The organism is Terriglobia bacterium (assembly GCA_020072845.1).
Taxonomy (GTDB): domain Bacteria; phylum Acidobacteriota; class Terriglobia; order Terriglobales; family Acidobacteriaceae; genus JAIQGF01.
In genome coordinates this window covers 253,781-269,227 of sequence record JAIQGF010000011.1, presented here as the reverse complement: position 1 = coordinate 269,227, position 15,447 = coordinate 253,781, and the positions used below count along the sequence as shown (strand labels likewise).

The 15,447-nt window shown below is 61.1% G+C and carries 11 protein-coding genes; 2 read left to right on the top strand and 9 right to left on the bottom strand.

Going from position 1 to position 15,447, the window contains the following annotated elements; genetic code table 11:
- Window positions 1–114 precede the first annotated feature (114 nt).
- A complete protein-coding gene (locus LAN70_12695; protein ID MBZ5512010.1) occupies window positions 115–1,572 on the top strand; it encodes a M28 family metallopeptidase in 1,458 nt (485 codons plus the stop codon).
- A 322-nt stretch (window positions 1,573–1,894) separates the two neighbouring features.
- Window positions 1,895–2,803 (top strand): rhomboid family intramembrane serine protease, encoded by a 909-nt coding sequence (locus LAN70_12690; protein MBZ5512009.1) that lies wholly within the window; start codon window positions 1,895–1,897, stop codon window positions 2,801–2,803.
- 99 nt (window positions 2,804–2,902) lie between these two features.
- Here the strand turns inward: LAN70_12690 and LAN70_12685 are convergent, their stop codons facing one another.
- The 9 genes from LAN70_12685 to rpoC all read right to left on the bottom strand — a co-directional run bounded on the left by LAN70_12685 (window position 2,903) and on the right by rpoC (window position 15,351).
- Window positions 2,903–3,220: an antibiotic biosynthesis monooxygenase gene (locus tag LAN70_12685; GenBank protein MBZ5512008.1), complete on the bottom strand. Its 318-nt coding sequence runs from the start codon at window positions 3,218–3,220 to the stop codon at window positions 2,903–2,905.
- 4 nt (window positions 3,221–3,224) lie between these two features.
- Entirely contained in the window at window positions 3,225–4,739 is a 1,515-nt protein-coding gene (gene pyk, locus LAN70_12680; protein MBZ5512007.1) for a pyruvate kinase, read from the bottom strand.
- A gap of 245 nt (window positions 4,740–4,984) precedes the next feature.
- Window positions 4,985–5,833, bottom strand: a complete 849-nt coding sequence (locus LAN70_12675; GenBank protein MBZ5512006.1) for a YihY/virulence factor BrkB family protein — start codon at window positions 5,831–5,833, stop codon at window positions 4,985–4,987.
- A 901-nt stretch (window positions 5,834–6,734) separates the two neighbouring features.
- Complete coding sequence (locus LAN70_12670; GenBank protein ID MBZ5512005.1) at window positions 6,735–7,031, bottom strand: hypothetical protein; 297 nt, start codon at window positions 7,029–7,031, stop codon at window positions 6,735–6,737.
- 65 nt (window positions 7,032–7,096) lie between these two features.
- Window positions 7,097–8,515, bottom strand: coding sequence for a 7-cyano-7-deazaguanine synthase (locus LAN70_12665; GenBank protein MBZ5512004.1), 1,419 nt, complete (start codon window positions 8,513–8,515; stop codon window positions 7,097–7,099).
- A 65-nt stretch (window positions 8,516–8,580) separates the two neighbouring features.
- On the bottom strand, window positions 8,581–9,357 hold the full coding sequence (locus tag LAN70_12660; protein ID MBZ5512003.1) for a hypothetical protein: 777 nt from the start codon (window positions 9,355–9,357) through the stop codon (window positions 8,581–8,583).
- Between the two features lie 25 nt (window positions 9,358–9,382).
- Window positions 9,383–10,018, bottom strand: coding sequence for a tetratricopeptide repeat protein (locus tag LAN70_12655; protein ID MBZ5512002.1), 636 nt, complete (start codon window positions 10,016–10,018; stop codon window positions 9,383–9,385).
- On the bottom strand, window positions 10,005–10,676 hold the full coding sequence (locus LAN70_12650; protein ID MBZ5512001.1) for a hypothetical protein: 672 nt from the start codon (window positions 10,674–10,676) through the stop codon (window positions 10,005–10,007). The genes LAN70_12655 and LAN70_12650 overlap by 14 nt, the downstream gene beginning before the upstream one ends.
- Window positions 10,677–11,148: 472 nt before the next feature.
- The gene (rpoC, locus tag LAN70_12645; GenBank protein MBZ5512000.1) at window positions 11,149–15,351 is read right to left on the bottom strand and encodes a DNA-directed RNA polymerase subunit beta'; all 4,203 of its coding nucleotides are present in this window, start codon (window positions 15,349–15,351) and stop codon (window positions 11,149–11,151) included.
- Window positions 15,352–15,447 lie beyond the last annotated feature (96 nt).

The following is a 15,447-nucleotide window of genomic DNA, read 5'->3' as shown; positions in this document are numbered from 1 at the left end:
TATTTAGAGTTTATTGTGTGCGTCGTCAACCATTCTAGTTGATGCCCACTGTTTAAGGATCGTATGCCCCATGAAACGCCATGCAGTTTCCGGCTGATTGCCGGTGTCATTCTGATGGCGGCCGCTTCCACGGCGGTTGCCCAGGCTGTTGCTTCCTCTCCCAAGTCGATCCCAGCCGAGCGGGCCGTGATGGCGAAGCCGCTGCCGGCGCCGCCAGACCCGCAGATCGCCGCCGCCTTGAAGCAGGTGTCCGCGGCGCAGATTCAGGCGACGATTGAAAAGCTCGTCAGCTTCGGCACGCGGCTGACGATCGGTGAAAACCCGGCGCCGAGCGGCCGCGGCATTGCGGCGGCGCGCGCGTGGATCAAGTCGGAGTTCGAGCGTTACTCGCAGGCCTGCGGCGGGTGTCTGGAAGTCAAGACGGACGTCTTCACCGAACAGCCTCGGCCGCGGGTTCCCAAGCCGACGGAAATCGTGAACGTGTACGCCGTGCTGAAGGGCGCGGACCCGCAGGCGGCGAAGCGGATCGTGCTGGTCTCGGGACATTACGACTCGCGGCCGAGCAACGATCAGGACCTCCAGGCCGATGCACCCGGCGCCAACGACGACGGCAGCGGCACGGCGGTTTCCCTGGAGTGCGCGCGCGTCCTCAGCAAGTACAAGTTTCCCGCCACAATTATTTTTCTGACTGTCGCCGGCGAAGAGCAGGGTCTGCTGGGCAGCGCCCATTTTGCCGAGATGGCCAAGCAGCAGGGCTGGAACATCGAAGCCGTGCTCAACAACGACATCGTCGGCGGCGACAAAACTCCCGGACAGGATCACAGCGTCGTGCGCGTGTTTTCCGAGGGCATTCCGCTGGTGGATTTGGGACAGCGGCGTCCGTCACCTCCACAGTTAGATCCCTCGAAAAAACCCGACGGCGCCGTTCCCTTGGACCAACTGCCCAACCTGCCGGCGATTGCGGCCATCCGCTCCCTGGGCGCGGAATCCGATTCGCTTTCCCGCGAGGAGGCACGCTACCTCCGCCAGGCAGGCGCCCAATATCTGCCGCCATCGTTCCAGCCTCTGCTGGTTTTCCGGCCCGACCGCTACCTGCGCGGCGGCGATCACACCTCGTTCAACCGCCTGGGTTTCGCGGCGGTGCGCATCACCGAGTATCGCGAGAATTACCATCATCAACATCAGACCCCGCGCACTGAAAACGGCATCGAATATGGAGACTTGCCGAAATTCGTGGACTACGAATATGTGGCCAACGTGGCGCGGCTCAATGCGGCGACACTGGCGTCGCTGGCTTCGGCGCCGGCGCCCCCGGCCAAGGTGCGCATTGAGGCACAGAAACTGGATAACGATTCCACGCTGATGTGGGACGCCTCGCCGGACGGCCGCGCCGCACGCTACGAGGTCCTGTGGCGGGCGACAACTTCCGCCGACTGGGAGCACGTGGTGCCCGCCGCCGGACTCACGGAAACCACGGTTTCGGTTTCGAAGGATAATGTAGTCTTCGGAGTGCGCGCCGTGGACGCGCAAGGGCGTCGCAGCCTGGTGGTCTTGCCCCGGCCAGATCGATAAAGTGTGTGTGAGAACTCACTTTCGGGAAACGCAGTGGTCCAAGGCACCCATAATCCAGCCGCGGAGCGGCGGGTTTCGTTAGCCCAGCGCGGCAGCGCTGGGGCAAGTCGGACAAAACTGTCGAGCGCCGGCGGCGCGACACAGTTCTCACACAGACTCGATAGTGCAGCTCCGGGACACGCGAGAACCAGGGACTCGCGAGAACCAGCGCGCGCAGCGCGCCAAAGAACGTAGCCCCCGGCGTAAGCCGGGGGAACAATTAGCAAGAGGGCGGCCGAGCCCGCTTCAGCGGGCGAAAGAAACTGGCCGGGAGTGCGCAACTTTGACCACACGCAATTATCGCGGTTACGGCGGAGGTCGCGGCGGCGGCTTCGGCACCATGAGCATGGGATTTCCGCCCTTCACCCGCGCGGTGAAGTGGCTGGTGATCGCCAACGCCGCCGTGTACCTGCTGATGTTGATCCTGGGCGCGGTGGCGCCGTCACTGGCGGGGTTCATCGCCGGAGTGGGCGCGCTCGTTCCCGCCGCCGTCGCCCACGGCTGGATCTGGCAGCTCGTCACCTATTCCTTCCTCCATGCGGGACTGTTTCACGTCCTGTTCAACATGCTGACGCTCTGGATGTTCGGCTCGCAAATGGAGCGCGACTGGGGGCGCCACCAGTTTCTGGAATTTTATTTCTACTGCGCCATCGCGGCCGCGCTGGTCACGGTGGGCATTGCGTACCTGGGAACGGTGGCGGCGTTTGGCTTCCTCGGCATCGGCCCGCTGACGGTCACGGTGGGCGCATCGGGCGCGATCTACGGCCTCATGGTCGCTTTTGCCGTCCTGCACGGCAATCAGGAATTCATGCTGTTCCCGCTGCCGTTCATGATCAAAGCGAAATACCTGGTCGGCATCCTGCTGTTCATCTCGCTGGCCGGCGCCTTCCAGGGCATGGGACCTGGCCGACGTGGCCAGTCAGTCGCCTATTTCGCCCACCTCGGCGGCGCGCTCTTCGGCTGGATCTATGTCCGCTTCCTGCCGCGCCGCGGCCTGATGTCCGGAGCGTCGGAGCAGTATTTCGGGGTGCGCAACGCGTACTACCGGTGGAAACGCCGCCGGGCCGCCCGCAAGTTCGAGGTCTACATGCGCAAGCACGATCGCGGCGACCAGATCGACAGTTACGGCAACTCCCGCCCGCCCGAAGATAAAGTCAATGGAGAGACGCGCCGCCCGCCGTGGGTGAACTGATCCGGCACAGGCACTGGGGAACTGGTCCCCGATAGGGACTTGCAGGCGAGTGGCCAGTGGTCAGCAGGAACACCTGCCTGACTGGGCACTGGTCACTGGTCACTGGCCACTTACATCCGACCACGCCCCCTCAATCAATTCCAGTTTTTCGATCACGCCTTCGACCTTTGAAAGCTCCGACAGGCGCTGCCACAGCCGGTGGACTTCGGAGTCCTCATGCGCTTCCGCGCGCGCCTCTTCCGACCTCCAATAGCGCAGGTTGATCAGCCGCCGGCGGTCTTTGGCGTCGCGGTATAACAGGTCGCGGCTGTAATTCTTCTTCCGCAGGAGAGCATAAAGCTCGGCGAGGATCTCGATCGTCTGCTCTTCCTTCCCCTCTGCCGGCCTGACGTACGCGATCGAAACAAGTTCGGCCATTCGCTTACCTCTTGCTGTCTTCCGGATTGCGTTCCGCCGGGGTCCGCGCCCGGCGGCGCTCCGGCGGTCGTGGTTCTTCGCCGACCATGTGCAGCCGCATCAGGTTGGTGGACCCGGAAGCGCCGCGCGTGCCGGAAATCACCGCCACCACGTCACCCGGCCCGGCGGCGCCTTGCTGCATGAGTTCGCGTTCCGCGCCGCGCACCATCTCCTCGGCGGTGCGCACGTGCTCGCAGGCCACCGGCCGCACTCCCCACAAATGGTTCAGGCGGTTACACACGCTCGGGCGGTGCGCAAATGCATAGATTGAGGCCTTGGGCCGGTACTTCGAAACCAGGCGTGCAGTGGTGCCCGTCTCGGTATAGACGGCGATGGCGCGCATCTCCAGTTCCTCGGCGGCATGCGCAACCGATTCGCAGATGGTTTCGGAAATGGAGAGTTTGCGGCGATGTTCGCGGCGGCGTTGCGGCAGCGAGGCTTCGCGCATGTGGGCTTCGGATTCCAGGACGATGCGGCCCATCATCTCGACCGACTCGCGCGGATATTTGCCGCTCGCCGTTTCCGCCGAAAGCATCACCGCGTCGCTGCCGTCGAACACCGCGTTGGCGACGTCGCTGACCTCGGCGCGCGTGGGGCGCGGGTTGTCCACCATCGATTCCAGCATCTGCGTCGCGGTAATCACCGGCTTGCGCCATTCCGCGGCGCGCCGGATGATGTGCTTCTGGATGATCGGCACCTGCTCCGGCGGCATCTCCACCCCCAGGTCGCCCCTCGCCACCATCACCCCGTCGGCGACTTCCAGGATTTCCTCCAGGTGCTCGATGGCCTGCGGCTTTTCCAGCTTCGCGATCACCGGCACGTCGTCCTCGCGCACCCCGATCAGGCGCTTGGTTTCGCGCACGTCGGCGGCGGTGCGCACAAACGAGATGGCGACCATGTCCACCGCGTGCCGCAGGCCGAACTCCAGGTCTTTGCGGTCTTTTTCGGTGAGCGAGGGAACGCTCAGCGCCGTGCCCGGAAGATTGATCCCCTGGTGCTCGCCGAGCATGCCGCCGTTCACCACCTCGCATTCCATGTCGTCGCCGTGGATCGCTTTCACTACCAGCTCGATCAAGCCGTCCGACAGCAAAACGCGCGAGCCCGTCTCGACTTCCTGCGCCAGCCCCCGAAAGCTGGTGGGAATCAGGGCAGGCGTCCCCAGAACATTGCGCGGCGTGATGGTCACCCGCGAGCCGGTCTTCAGCACCATGGGGCGGCGGTCACGCAGCCGGCCGGTGCGGATCTTCGGTCCCTGCAGGTCCTGCAGGATGCAGATGCTGCGCTCCTGCTTGGCGGCGGCGCGCCGCAGCCGCTCGATCACCCGGGCGTGCTCCTCGTGCGTGCCGTGGGAAAAATTCAGGCGCGCCACGTCCATCCCCAGGCGCATCAGCTCGCGCAGCATCGCCTCCGAGCTGCTCGCCGGCCCGACCGTGCACACGATCTTGGCCCGCCGCTCGGCTGTGCTGCCCGCCTGGCTCATCTCCGTCTTCGACGGGAAATCAATCGTGGCCATGGAGCAATGTGCTAGGTGCTAGAACTGGTTTCAAAATTCGGTTTTTGGGTAGGGCACGGCTTCAGCCGTGCCGCTCAAGGCCGCAAAAATTGTGGGCTTTAGCCCCTGAGGGACATTCCTCCCGAGGCGAAAGTGTATTTGGGAAACCACTTCTAGGTACTAGGTACTCGGTACTAGGTACTGACAAACTGAGAAACTGACCTGCTGAAAAACTATTGCCCCTTGTTCCCCGCCACCACCATGCGCGGATAGAGCAGCGCGTTGAACTCGGCGCCCACCAGCACGATCACCGAAATGATGTACAGCCAGATCAGCAGCACAATGGCCGCCGCCAGCGAGCCGTAGAACAGGCTGTAGGCGGCAAAGTGGCGGACATACCAGCCAAACGCGATGGTGGCGGGAAACCAGATGGCGGTGGCCAGCCCCGCGCCCGGCAATACCGTGTGCCAGCTCAGGGTGCGCGGCACCGCGTTGTGATAGATGAGCTGCATCACCGCCACGCTGGTCAGGATGGCAATCAGCCAGCGCAGGGCGGTCCACACCAGCAGCACGTACGGTCCCAATGCGTACCCCAGGTCGGCGGTCAAGCGCGCTTCAATCTGGTTGCCGAACGCCACCAGCACGGTGGCAAAGGTCAGCGGAATCCCCGCCATGACGACCAGCCCGAAGGCGATCAGCCGTTCCTTCACCACCCCCCATACTTTGGGGAACTGGTAAGCGTTGCGGAAGCCTTCCATCCAGGAAATCATGACCCCGGAGGCGGTCCACAGCGTGATCAGGGATGCCGCCACCAGCACCCGGCCCGACTTGCCCTGGGTGGATTCGAAGAAGGCGCGGACCACGCCGCTGGCGCCGGGCGGCAGGATTTGGTAGGCAGCGCCGGAGACCTCGCGTATGTACTCGGCGCGGCGCTCGAAGGTGGCAATGATGGCGCCGGCCACCATGAGCGCGGGAAACAGCGTCAGGATGGCGGAAAAGGCGCCGCCCTTGGCGACACCAAAGGCATCGTGCACGAAGGCACGCCACAGCGCGACGCGCACGTTCTTCAACAGCTTCAGCACAAATAGCCCGCGAGATGGCTCCGTGGGCCCGCGGTCGGGAGGCCGCGCTGGCGCCGGCTGGTCAGAAATTTTGATGGCGGAGCCGACGGTATCCCCCTCCACAATCGGCGTACTTTATTCCACAATCGGCTACTTTATAAGGTTTCGGCCGCTTCCGAAATACCCTACTTCGGTACCCCACGAAACAGGAAGAGGGGCGGATGCCCCGCATTCACCTCTCCGCCCATATTCTAAATGGTCGATCGCGCCTCAGCCTAGCGTCGCGCCGGTCGCGGGCGCCAGCACGCTGATTCCCGATTACCCACACTTCACTTTTGCCCCCGAGTGCGGGTAGAGTCGCGACCACTCTCGGGGGATCGCCGATCTCTCGCCCGGGTAGAGTCGCGACCACTTTCGGAGGGTCGCTCATCTCTCGCCAGGGTAGAGTCGCGATCACTCTCGGGGGATCGCCGATCTCTCGCCCGGGTAGAGTCGCGACCACTCTCGGGGGGATCGCTCATCTCTTGCCATCACTCCTCAGCCGCGTAGCGGCGGGTGAAAATAGCCCGGCGCTTCAGCGCCGGGAACTCCCCCAAACAAAATCATCCGAGTCCCGTAGGTGTCTGTGTCATAGCTCGATTTCGCCCGTTGCAGTGGTCCAAAAGCGAACCGAAACCAGCCGCGGAGCGGCGAAATTCGTTAGCCCAGCGCGGCAGCGCTGGGTAAAGTGGACCAAAAAGCGTGAGCGCCAGCGGCGCGGCACGGCTATGACGCAGACTCCGCAGGGACGGCACGAGCACAGCCCCGCCGGGGCGGCAGAACCTAGCCCGGCACGTAAGTGCCGGGTCAAATGGCAAAAGAAGACCGAGTCCCGTTAGGGACGGCACGAGTTTCGGAACAGTCTGCTCATGAGCCGTTTCCGCTAACTCCATACTTCCAGCTCGAACCTTCTGTAGCGGTGGATCAGCTCGAAATCGCGGCGATTGGAGGTGATCAGGCGCGCTCCGTGGGAGCGCGCTGTGAGGGCAATCAGTACGTCGAAGTGAAGAGCGCGCCGCCGATGCGGAGACAACCCGTGAGCGGCGCGAATCTTTCCGAGCAACCGGCCTGATTCAATCCAGTTGTTCTGGGTCGGGGTCAGAACCGGATGGCTGCGCTCGAGGGCTCCGACGATTCTGCGCTCAGAACGTGTGCTCGCGCCCCGCCACAGTTCCGCCAAAACGACGGCCGAAGTTCGGATGAACCCTGTAACCGACGGAATGCGCTGGAGACCTCCTCATGCAGTTAGACCGAAGTGGCGTATGGAGTAAGGTGGCCCAAAACAGCAACCTCATCCAGCGTGCTCCGCACAATAGCAGGGTTGCGGTGCCCAATAGCTGAGAGGACTTCATCAGCAAACTCTTTGTACACCTGGATGATTCTTCCAATCCGGTCTTCACCAGTGCCGTTCAAGCCCCCTTCAACCATCACGAGTTCCGGATACTCGTAGAGCAGTTCCGTCTTGGACAAGTGTGCAAAGCGATTACAAAAGAAGATCAGATCCTCAATGTTTCGAAGTTGCTTCTCTGTTGCCTCATTTCCAGGATTGAAAATGTCGAAAATGTAACGGTCGTCATACTTCTCGAGCCCCGAGGCAATCAACGATATGCGCCGCACTATACAGGGCAAGCACGAACCACAGTGGTTAGAGTCCTTGTACCGCAATGTCAGATTCGGGTAGCCCCAGCAGGTAACGGTATGCTTGATCTGCGGCAAAAGCTTCGTGCTTCGGAGAAGCTTGCATTCTTCACTCTTGGTCCAAAACGCAAACGAATTGCGAACAGAAAACTTACGTCCATAGAGCGCACTGATCAGTTCGTTGAAATACCGCAAGAACAGCGGATGGGCGTGGCGAGTCGAGCGGCTGCCCTTCCGCGCCTCAGATATCGGGACGTTCAGCGACATCACGCCGTTCTCGCAGATGTAAATATCTGAAAGACCACGCACCGCGGCGGCAGCGGCGGCGAAGCTCAAGAACATGAAGGACCTTGCGCGATGCGAGCTCTCTTTGCGTTTATAAGGAGGGCTCGTTGACGTCTTGTGAGAGGTTACGCGGTACTTGAGATGTTCGAACGATCGGTCGAATTCTCGTCCTACCGCTTGCATCAACTTGTTCTGAAGAACCTTGAGCTGAGGGCTGGCGTGATGACTGGCGAACAGCGGACGCCGACCGTTCTGAATTAAGTAGACAGCGCCTGCCAGGGAATCCAGTCCACCTGAAAACAGGCTCACACAATCCGAATCGGCGCGGGGCGATGCGGGATGCTGATCAACGACAGGCCGGGTTTCGCTCTCACCTTTCTTCCGTACGAAGCGAAATTCAACGTTGTCGCCGGAAAGAAACCCCACAGCATTGGTGAGGATGGGCTTAACCTCCTCCCAACGGTCACAATCACGCACGGCCACGACGAACGATAGGTTCCGGATCCAGTTCTCGTGGCGCCCACGGGGAATGGCTTTGTCAGCTAGATACACGTAAGCAGCGATCTCGCAGAGATCTCGACTGACCGGATCGAATTCGCTGCTCAACTCCCGCGAAATCCCGTCCACATCCAGGAGCACGTTCCCGGACTGGCGATCAGATGACAGCAACAGGGTTCCCTCGCCGTCTTTCTGTCGGCGGATCTCACTTGCGCCGTAGCCACAGATAATATTGGCCTTCATTGGAAAGCTTGCCCCACGATCCCCCTATTCTACCTGTTCACACTGCGTTTGACGCAGCGCAATGCTTAGGACGGTCTCCCCTGCTCAAGTTTCTCAACAACGTCCCTTTGCATCTCTTTCCATTTATGCCCGCCTCGCTTGAACGCCTTCAGAATGTCCTTTGCGTCAGTCCCCGCTGCTTCCGCTGATTTCACAAATACTTCACCGACCGCCCTCGCCACTCCGCTGTCAATTTTCTTGACAACCTGCTCCACCTTTGCCGGTGAAGCCTTACCACGTGCCCCGTCAAGGGTCCCTCTTTCCAGGGAACTGATCACGTTCTGCAAGAATACAGCTGCGGTCCTGCTCTTTCCGGCGCTCCGGAAAGCCTCGCGGATCTCTTCCGCCGACGCATCGGCCGCGGCCCTCCCCCTTGGGAGGCCTTCCGAGATTACGGTCAACAGGGTTCGGCGAAGTGCATCATTTGCAGCTGGGGCTGCATCGGTCGCCTTGGAGCCTGCAGCAAGGTTTTCGTCCAACGACTGGCTGACCTTTGCCGCCAACGCGCCATAGGGCCTTTGCACGTCCGGGGAGATTCCGTGCTTAGTAAATACATCCTGAGCGTTCCTACTCCTTTGCAGGTCTTCTGCCAGGGTCAAGAGCAGTTCGTAGGCAGTTCTAACGCTTGCGCCTGCCAGGGCCTTTGCGTAGGGACTACTTGTGCTAAAGGTTCCAATTAGATCGGCCCCGGTGTCCCAAGCCTGACGGTCGGCGTCTGGGCTTCTCGGGTTATATTCATAAATCCTTGCCCGGATACGCTTTGTTTTCGCAGCTGAAAAATCGGTTACGCTTTGGCTGCCCATGCGATGACACCTCGCGTTGCATGAACTAATCCAGTTTGGACTTGCTTTGTTGCTCGGCCTTCTCTTGCTCCTCTAGTAGTCCGCGTGCAGCATTAAGGAGGCCTCTGACCTCCTCATTGTTTGAATCGCTGCCGTGTGCTTTTTCCAAGGTGTCGACGGCGTTCCTGTACTCGCCCTTTTGTATATACAGTCGGGCGAGATTGAACAGTGCGAGAATATGCTTATAGTTGAGACGCACAGCCTCTTGGTAGTCCCGAAGGGCGGCATCAATTTGGCCCGTATCCTCATGCGCAATGCCCATGTTGTATGGGAGATCTGCGTCCTTATCGTCCAGTTGGCGGGCTTTTTTATAGATCCCGATAGCTTCCTCCGGTTCCCCATGTTCAGTCAGCGCATTGCCAAGGTTCACAAGGGCCTCGTAGAAGTTCGGCTTAGCCCGCAGGGCTTCGCGGTAAGCAGAAATGGCTTCAGTGAACTTACGGTTTTGTTGAAAAGTTACACCCAGGTTGTAAGCCACAAACCCACCTCGCGGGACGAGGTCGAATGCTCTCTTCACGAGGTTTAATGATTCCTCTATCTTATTTTCCTTGATCAACTCGTCGGCACGAAGCACCGCCGCCAATTCATATAGCTGGATGTCAATCTTCCTATTCTCGCGCATTCTGCACCAACTTCGTCAGACGATCTAGGGCTTGTTCGTACTTGCCGATTGCGATTTCATGGGCTGCCAGAAGTGTGGGGTGCGACGCTTCAACTACTTTAAGACCTAATTCGCGAACTGCCGAGTCCAGACCAACCATAGTTGCTGGTTGTGGACCTATCTTCCAGGGACCCATTTCTTGCGATCGTACCAACAAGAAAAAGATAGTGCCGTCGGTTACCACATCGCCAGAGATGATTCGCTCCTTGCCGAACAACTTCCGGGCAACCGAAATCGCAGCGTCAAGCGAGAATCCCTGTACTTCGACTGAAAAACGAGCCTGAACGCTAAAATCCTTCAGATCCGGCAGCTTGAGCTCTTTTAACTCCGAAGACCCAAGCCCCACCAAACTTGTCGATTTGCCCCGAATGCCATGCTCCGCTTCTCGTTGGATTTCCAGTAGCGCGTCCCGCAGTGCGTTCGCCACAGTGTGCTCACTGAAGGGGAGCTTCGCATCCGCCGGAAGGCAGAAAGGCGAAATCACGGTAGCATCCTTTCTCCCTCTGTAGGCCGCGTAAACAACCACCAGGATTACCGCGTACATGGAAAAATAAGCGGGAAGCGAACCGTGCTCATGAGGCAATAGCCACTTTGCCACGTGTGCAGAGTGAGCTGCCAAAAAAAGTAAGATCTCCCCGAGCCTTTTGAGAACACCGCTGACTCGCGAAACAAAGTGCGGCCAGGTTTGGCTGATTGGCCCGATCAAGCCGAAGAGCACCAGACAGAGTGGTAAAGAGTCAACGACACCTCCCCTGCGATTTCGGCTTCTATTCATAGTTTGTGGGTTGTGAGTAGCTCCGCACACATCGACTCTGTTGCTCGAAAACTAGGAACAACTCGAGAAACGGTTAACGTGCCACCTGCAATTGCGTCAATCACAAACTAGATATGCGCCGAGATGGGGAAGCGAGAGGATACTAGTGTGCATTTCAAGTAGTGTCAATGACTAACAATGCTAGGGGAAACTCTGAATCTAGCCTGGGCCTGGTACCCAAACCGTACGGAGCGAGTCTATCGGTAACAAGCAAAAAATCGCGGGGCCTTTCGGCCCCGCGATTCACAACTGACAACTAACAACTCAGAACTAACAACTACTCCGCCGCCAGCTCTTCCGGTTCGTTCTCGCCTTCGTGGCGCATGAGTTCCAGGGCGCGCTCGGCTTCCTCGTACGCCTGCGAGACCTCCTCCTGCACCTTCTGCGCGGCTTCCTCCAGCTCCGGCGACAGGCGGACGTTGCGGTAGTACTCCATGCCCGTGCCCGCCGGAATCAGCCGGCCGACGATGACGTTTTCCTTCAGGCCGCGCAGGTGGTCCACCGAGCCGTTGATCGAGGCTTCGGTAAGCACGCGCGTGGTCTCCTGGAACGACGCGGCGGAGATGAACGACTCCGTCGAGAGCGACGCCTTGGTGATGCCCAACAGCAGCGGACGTCCCGTTGCCGGGCGTCCACCCTGCTGGATGACCCGTTCGTTTTCCTCGCGGAAGCGGAACTTGTCCACCTGCTGCTCCAGCAGGAACTGGGTGTCGCCCACGTCTTCCACCTTCACCCAGCGCATCATCTGGCGCACGATCACCTCGATGTGCTTGTCGCTGATGTTCACGCCCTGCAGCCGGTAGACCTCCTGGATTTCGTTCACCAGGTAAGCCTGCAGCTCCTTCTCGCCCAGGACCGCCAGGATGTCGTGCGGGTTCAGCGGGCCATCCATCAGCGGCTCGCCCGCCCGGACGCGTTCGCCTTCCTGCACGTTGATGTGCACGCCGCGCGGCACCGAGTATTCCTTCTCCGTGCCGTTGTCGGCGATCACGTACACCTTGCGCTGGCCCTTCGAGATTTCGCCGAACTTGACCGTGCCGTCAATTTCGCTGATCACCGCGGTCTCGCGCGGCTTGCGCGCCTCGAACAGTTCCACCACGCGCGGCAGGCCGCCCGTGATGTCCTTGGTCTTGGTGGTCTCGCGCGGGATCTTGGCCAGCACGTCGCCGGGGAAAACGGTGTCGGCGTCCTGCACCATCAGGTGAGCGCGCGAAGGCATCAGGTAACGCTTGGTGCCCTTGCCCGTGCCCGACTTCATCACGATCGCCGGCTGCCGCTTTTCATCCGGCGAGTCGGTCACCACCAGCCGCGACAGGCCCGTGACCTCGTCCACTTCTTCGTGCAGCGTGAGCCCTTCCTGCAGGTCCTTGAACTGCACCGTCCCGCCGATTTCGGTCAGGATGGCGAAGGTGTAAGGATCCCACTCCACCATCACCTGGCCCAGCGTGACCGGGGAATTGTCCTCCACCTTGAGGCGCGCGCCGTAAACCACGGCGTAGCGCTCCTTTTCGCGGAGCTTCTCGTCCTGCACCGTGATCGAGCCGTTGCGGTTCATCACTACCAGGTCGCCGGTTTTGGACTTCACCGTTTGCAGGTTGATGAAGCGCACCACGCCGTTGCTCTTGGCCTCCAGGCGCGATTGCTCGCTGACTCGCGACGCCGTGCCGCCGATGTGGAAGGTGCGCATCGTGAGCTGCGTGCCGGGTTCGCCGATGGACTGCGCCGCGATCACGCCCACCGCTTCGCCCAGCTCGACCAGGCGTCCCGAAGCCAGGTTGCGCCCGTAGCACATGACGCACACGCCGCGCTTCGACTCGCAGGTCAGCACGGAGCGGATCTTCACCCGCTCGATGCCCGCCGCCTGGATGGCGCCCGCCAGGTCTTCCGTGATGTCGTTATTGATGTCCACGATCACGTTGCCTTCGTAGTCCTTGATCTTCTCCAGGGACACGCGGCCGACGATGCGGTCGCGCATGGGCTCGATGATCTCGCCCGACTCGACAATCGAGCCGACGTAGATGCCGTCCACCGTGCCGCAGTCGTACTCGCTGATGATCACGTCCTGCGCCACGTCCACCAGGCGGCGGGTCAGGTAGCCGGAGTCCGCCGTCTTCAGCGCGGTGTCGGCCAGGCCCTTGCGCGCGCCGTGGGTCGAAATGAAGTACTGCAACACCGTCAGCCCCTCGCGGAAGTTTGCCGTGATCGGCGTCTCGATGATCTCGCCCGAGGGCTTGGCCATCAGTCCGCGCATGCCCGAAAGCTGGCGAATCTGCTGCTTCGAACCGCGGGCGCCGGAGTCGGCCATCACGTAAATCGGGTTGATGTTGCCCTGCTTGTCCTGCTTCTCCATGTCGGAGAACATCTCGTCGGCCACTTTTTCGGTAATCGCCGACCAGATTTCGATCACCTTGTTGTAGCGCTCGCCGTTGGTGATGGCGCCATCCAGGTATTGCTGCTGGACGCTCACCACCTGCTTCTCCGCGTCGCGCACCAGGATCTTTTTGTTCGCCGGGATCACCATGTCGTCAATCCCGATCGACAGGCCGGCCTTGGTGGCGTACAGGAACCCAAGCTGCTTGATCTCGTCCAGCATGGGGACCGTGGTCTCCAGGCCGAAGCGCAAGTAGCAGTAATTCACCAACTGGCCCACGCCCTTCTTCTTCAGCAGGCCGTTCATGAACGGCATGCCCTCGGGCAGGTGATCGTTCAGGATCGCCCGGCCCACGGTGGTGTTGATGTACTGTCGCTCCAGGTGGACCGGATCGGTGTGCAGCACGTCCTGGTCGTCGTAGGCCGAGAGCAGGTCAATCACGTCGCCGGTATAGCGCAGGCGGATCGGCGTCAGCGTTTCCACTTCGCCCATTTCCAGCGCCAGCAGCACTTCGTCAATGTTGGCAAAGGCGCGGCCCTCGCCCTTGGCGCCCGGCTTGGCCTTGGTCAGGTAATAAATTCCCAGCACCATGTCCTGCGTGGGCACGGTGATCGGCTGGCCCGACGCCGGCGACAGGATGTTCTGCGACGCCAGCATCAGCACACTGGCTTCCACCTGCGCCTCCGGCGACAGCGGAATGTGGACCGCCATCTGGTCGCCGTCAAAGTCGGCGTTGAAGGCGGTGCAAACCAGCGGGTGGATCTTGATCGCCTTGCCTTCCACCAGCACCGGCTCGAATGCCTGGATGCCCAGGCGGTGCAGCGTGGGAGCGCGGTTCAGCAGCACCGGATGGTCCTTGATGACCTCTTCCAGGATGTCCCACACGATCGGTTCCTGCGACTCCACCATTTCCTTCGCCTGCTTGATGGTGGTGCAGTGCCCGGTCTGCTCCAGCCGGTGATAGATGAACGGCTTGAACAGCTCCAGCGCCATCTTCTTGGGCAGGCCGCACTGGTGCAGCTTCAGTTCCGGGCCCACCACGATCACCGACCGCCCCGAGTAGTCCACGCGCTTGCCCAGCAGGTTCTGCCGGAAGCGCCCCTGCTTGCCCTTCAGCGTGTCGGAGAGCGACTTCAGCGGGCGGTTGTTGGCGCCGCGCAGCACGCGGCCCCTGCGGCCGTTGTCGAACAGCGCGTCCACCGCCTCTTGCAGCATGCGCTTCTCGTTGCGCACGATGACTTCCGGCGCGTGCAGGTCCATCAGCTTCTTCAACCGGTTGTTGCGGTTGATCACCCGGCGATACAGGTCGTTCAGGTCGCTGGTGGCGAAGCGCCCGCCGTCCAGCGGAACCAGCGGACGCAGCTCCGGCGGGATCACCGGAATCACGTCCAGAATCATCCAGTGCGGCTTGTTGCCGCTCTTGCGGAAGGCCTCGACCACTTTCAGGCGCTTGGCGTACTTCAAGCGCTTCTGCATCGAGGTCTCGTTCTTCATCTTCTCGCGCAGTTCGGTGGAGAGCTCCTCCACCTCCACCCGCTTCAGCAGTTCCTTGATCGCCTCGGCGCCCATCATGGCCTTGAAGCCGGTGGCGCGGAACTGCTGGTCCAGTTCGCGGAACTTGGTCTCTTCCTTGATCACCTCGTGGTCTTTCACCGGCGCGTCGCCCGGCTCCACCACCACGTAGGCCTCGAAGTACAGCACCGATTCCAGGTCGCGCAGCGAGATGTCGAGCAGGTGCCCGATGCGGCTGGGCAGGCCCTTGAAGAACCACACGTGCGAGCACGGCGAAGCCAGCTCGATGTGCCCCAGGCGCTCGCGCCGCACCTTGGAGAGCGTCACTTCCACGCCGCACTTGTCGCAGATCACCCCGCGGTGCTTCATGCGCTTGTACTTGCCGCACAGGCATTCCCAGTCGGTGACCGGCCCGAAGATGCGGGCGCAGAACAGCCCGTCGCGTTCCGGCTTGAAGGTGCGGTAGTTGATCGTCTCCGGCTTGGTGACTTCGCCGTGCGACCAGCTCCGGATCTTTTCCGGCGAGGCCAGGCTGATGCGGATGGCATCAAAATCAGCGATCGTGTTGCCGAGGTCGAATGGGCTCGAACGGTACAAAGTAGCCTCCGATTTGCAGCGCCAACGCCGCTGCGGGCGGCTCCCGAAATCAGCTGGCCAGGGGTCAGTGATCAGTGGCCAGTTTCAATTTTCGAT

Coding starts and splice junctions, on each gene's coding strand:
- LAN70_12665 (MBZ5512004.1), bottom strand. CDS start 8,515: ATGAAGGCCAATATTATCTGTGGCTACGGCGCAAGTGAGATCCGCCGA.
- LAN70_12695 (MBZ5512010.1), top strand. CDS start 115: ATGGCGGCCGCTTCCACGGCGGTTGCCCAGGCTGTTGCTTCCTCTCCC.
- LAN70_12685 (MBZ5512008.1), bottom strand. CDS start 3,220: ATGGCCGAACTTGTTTCGATCGCGTACGTCAGGCCGGCAGAGGGGAAG.
- LAN70_12655 (MBZ5512002.1), bottom strand. CDS start 10,018: ATGCGCGAGAATAGGAAGATTGACATCCAGCTATATGAATTGGCGGCG.
- LAN70_12660 (MBZ5512003.1), bottom strand. CDS start 9,357: ATGGGCAGCCAAAGCGTAACCGATTTTTCAGCTGCGAAAACAAAGCGT.
- pyk (MBZ5512007.1), bottom strand. CDS start 4,739: ATGAGCCAGGCGGGCAGCACAGCCGAGCGGCGGGCCAAGATCGTGTGC.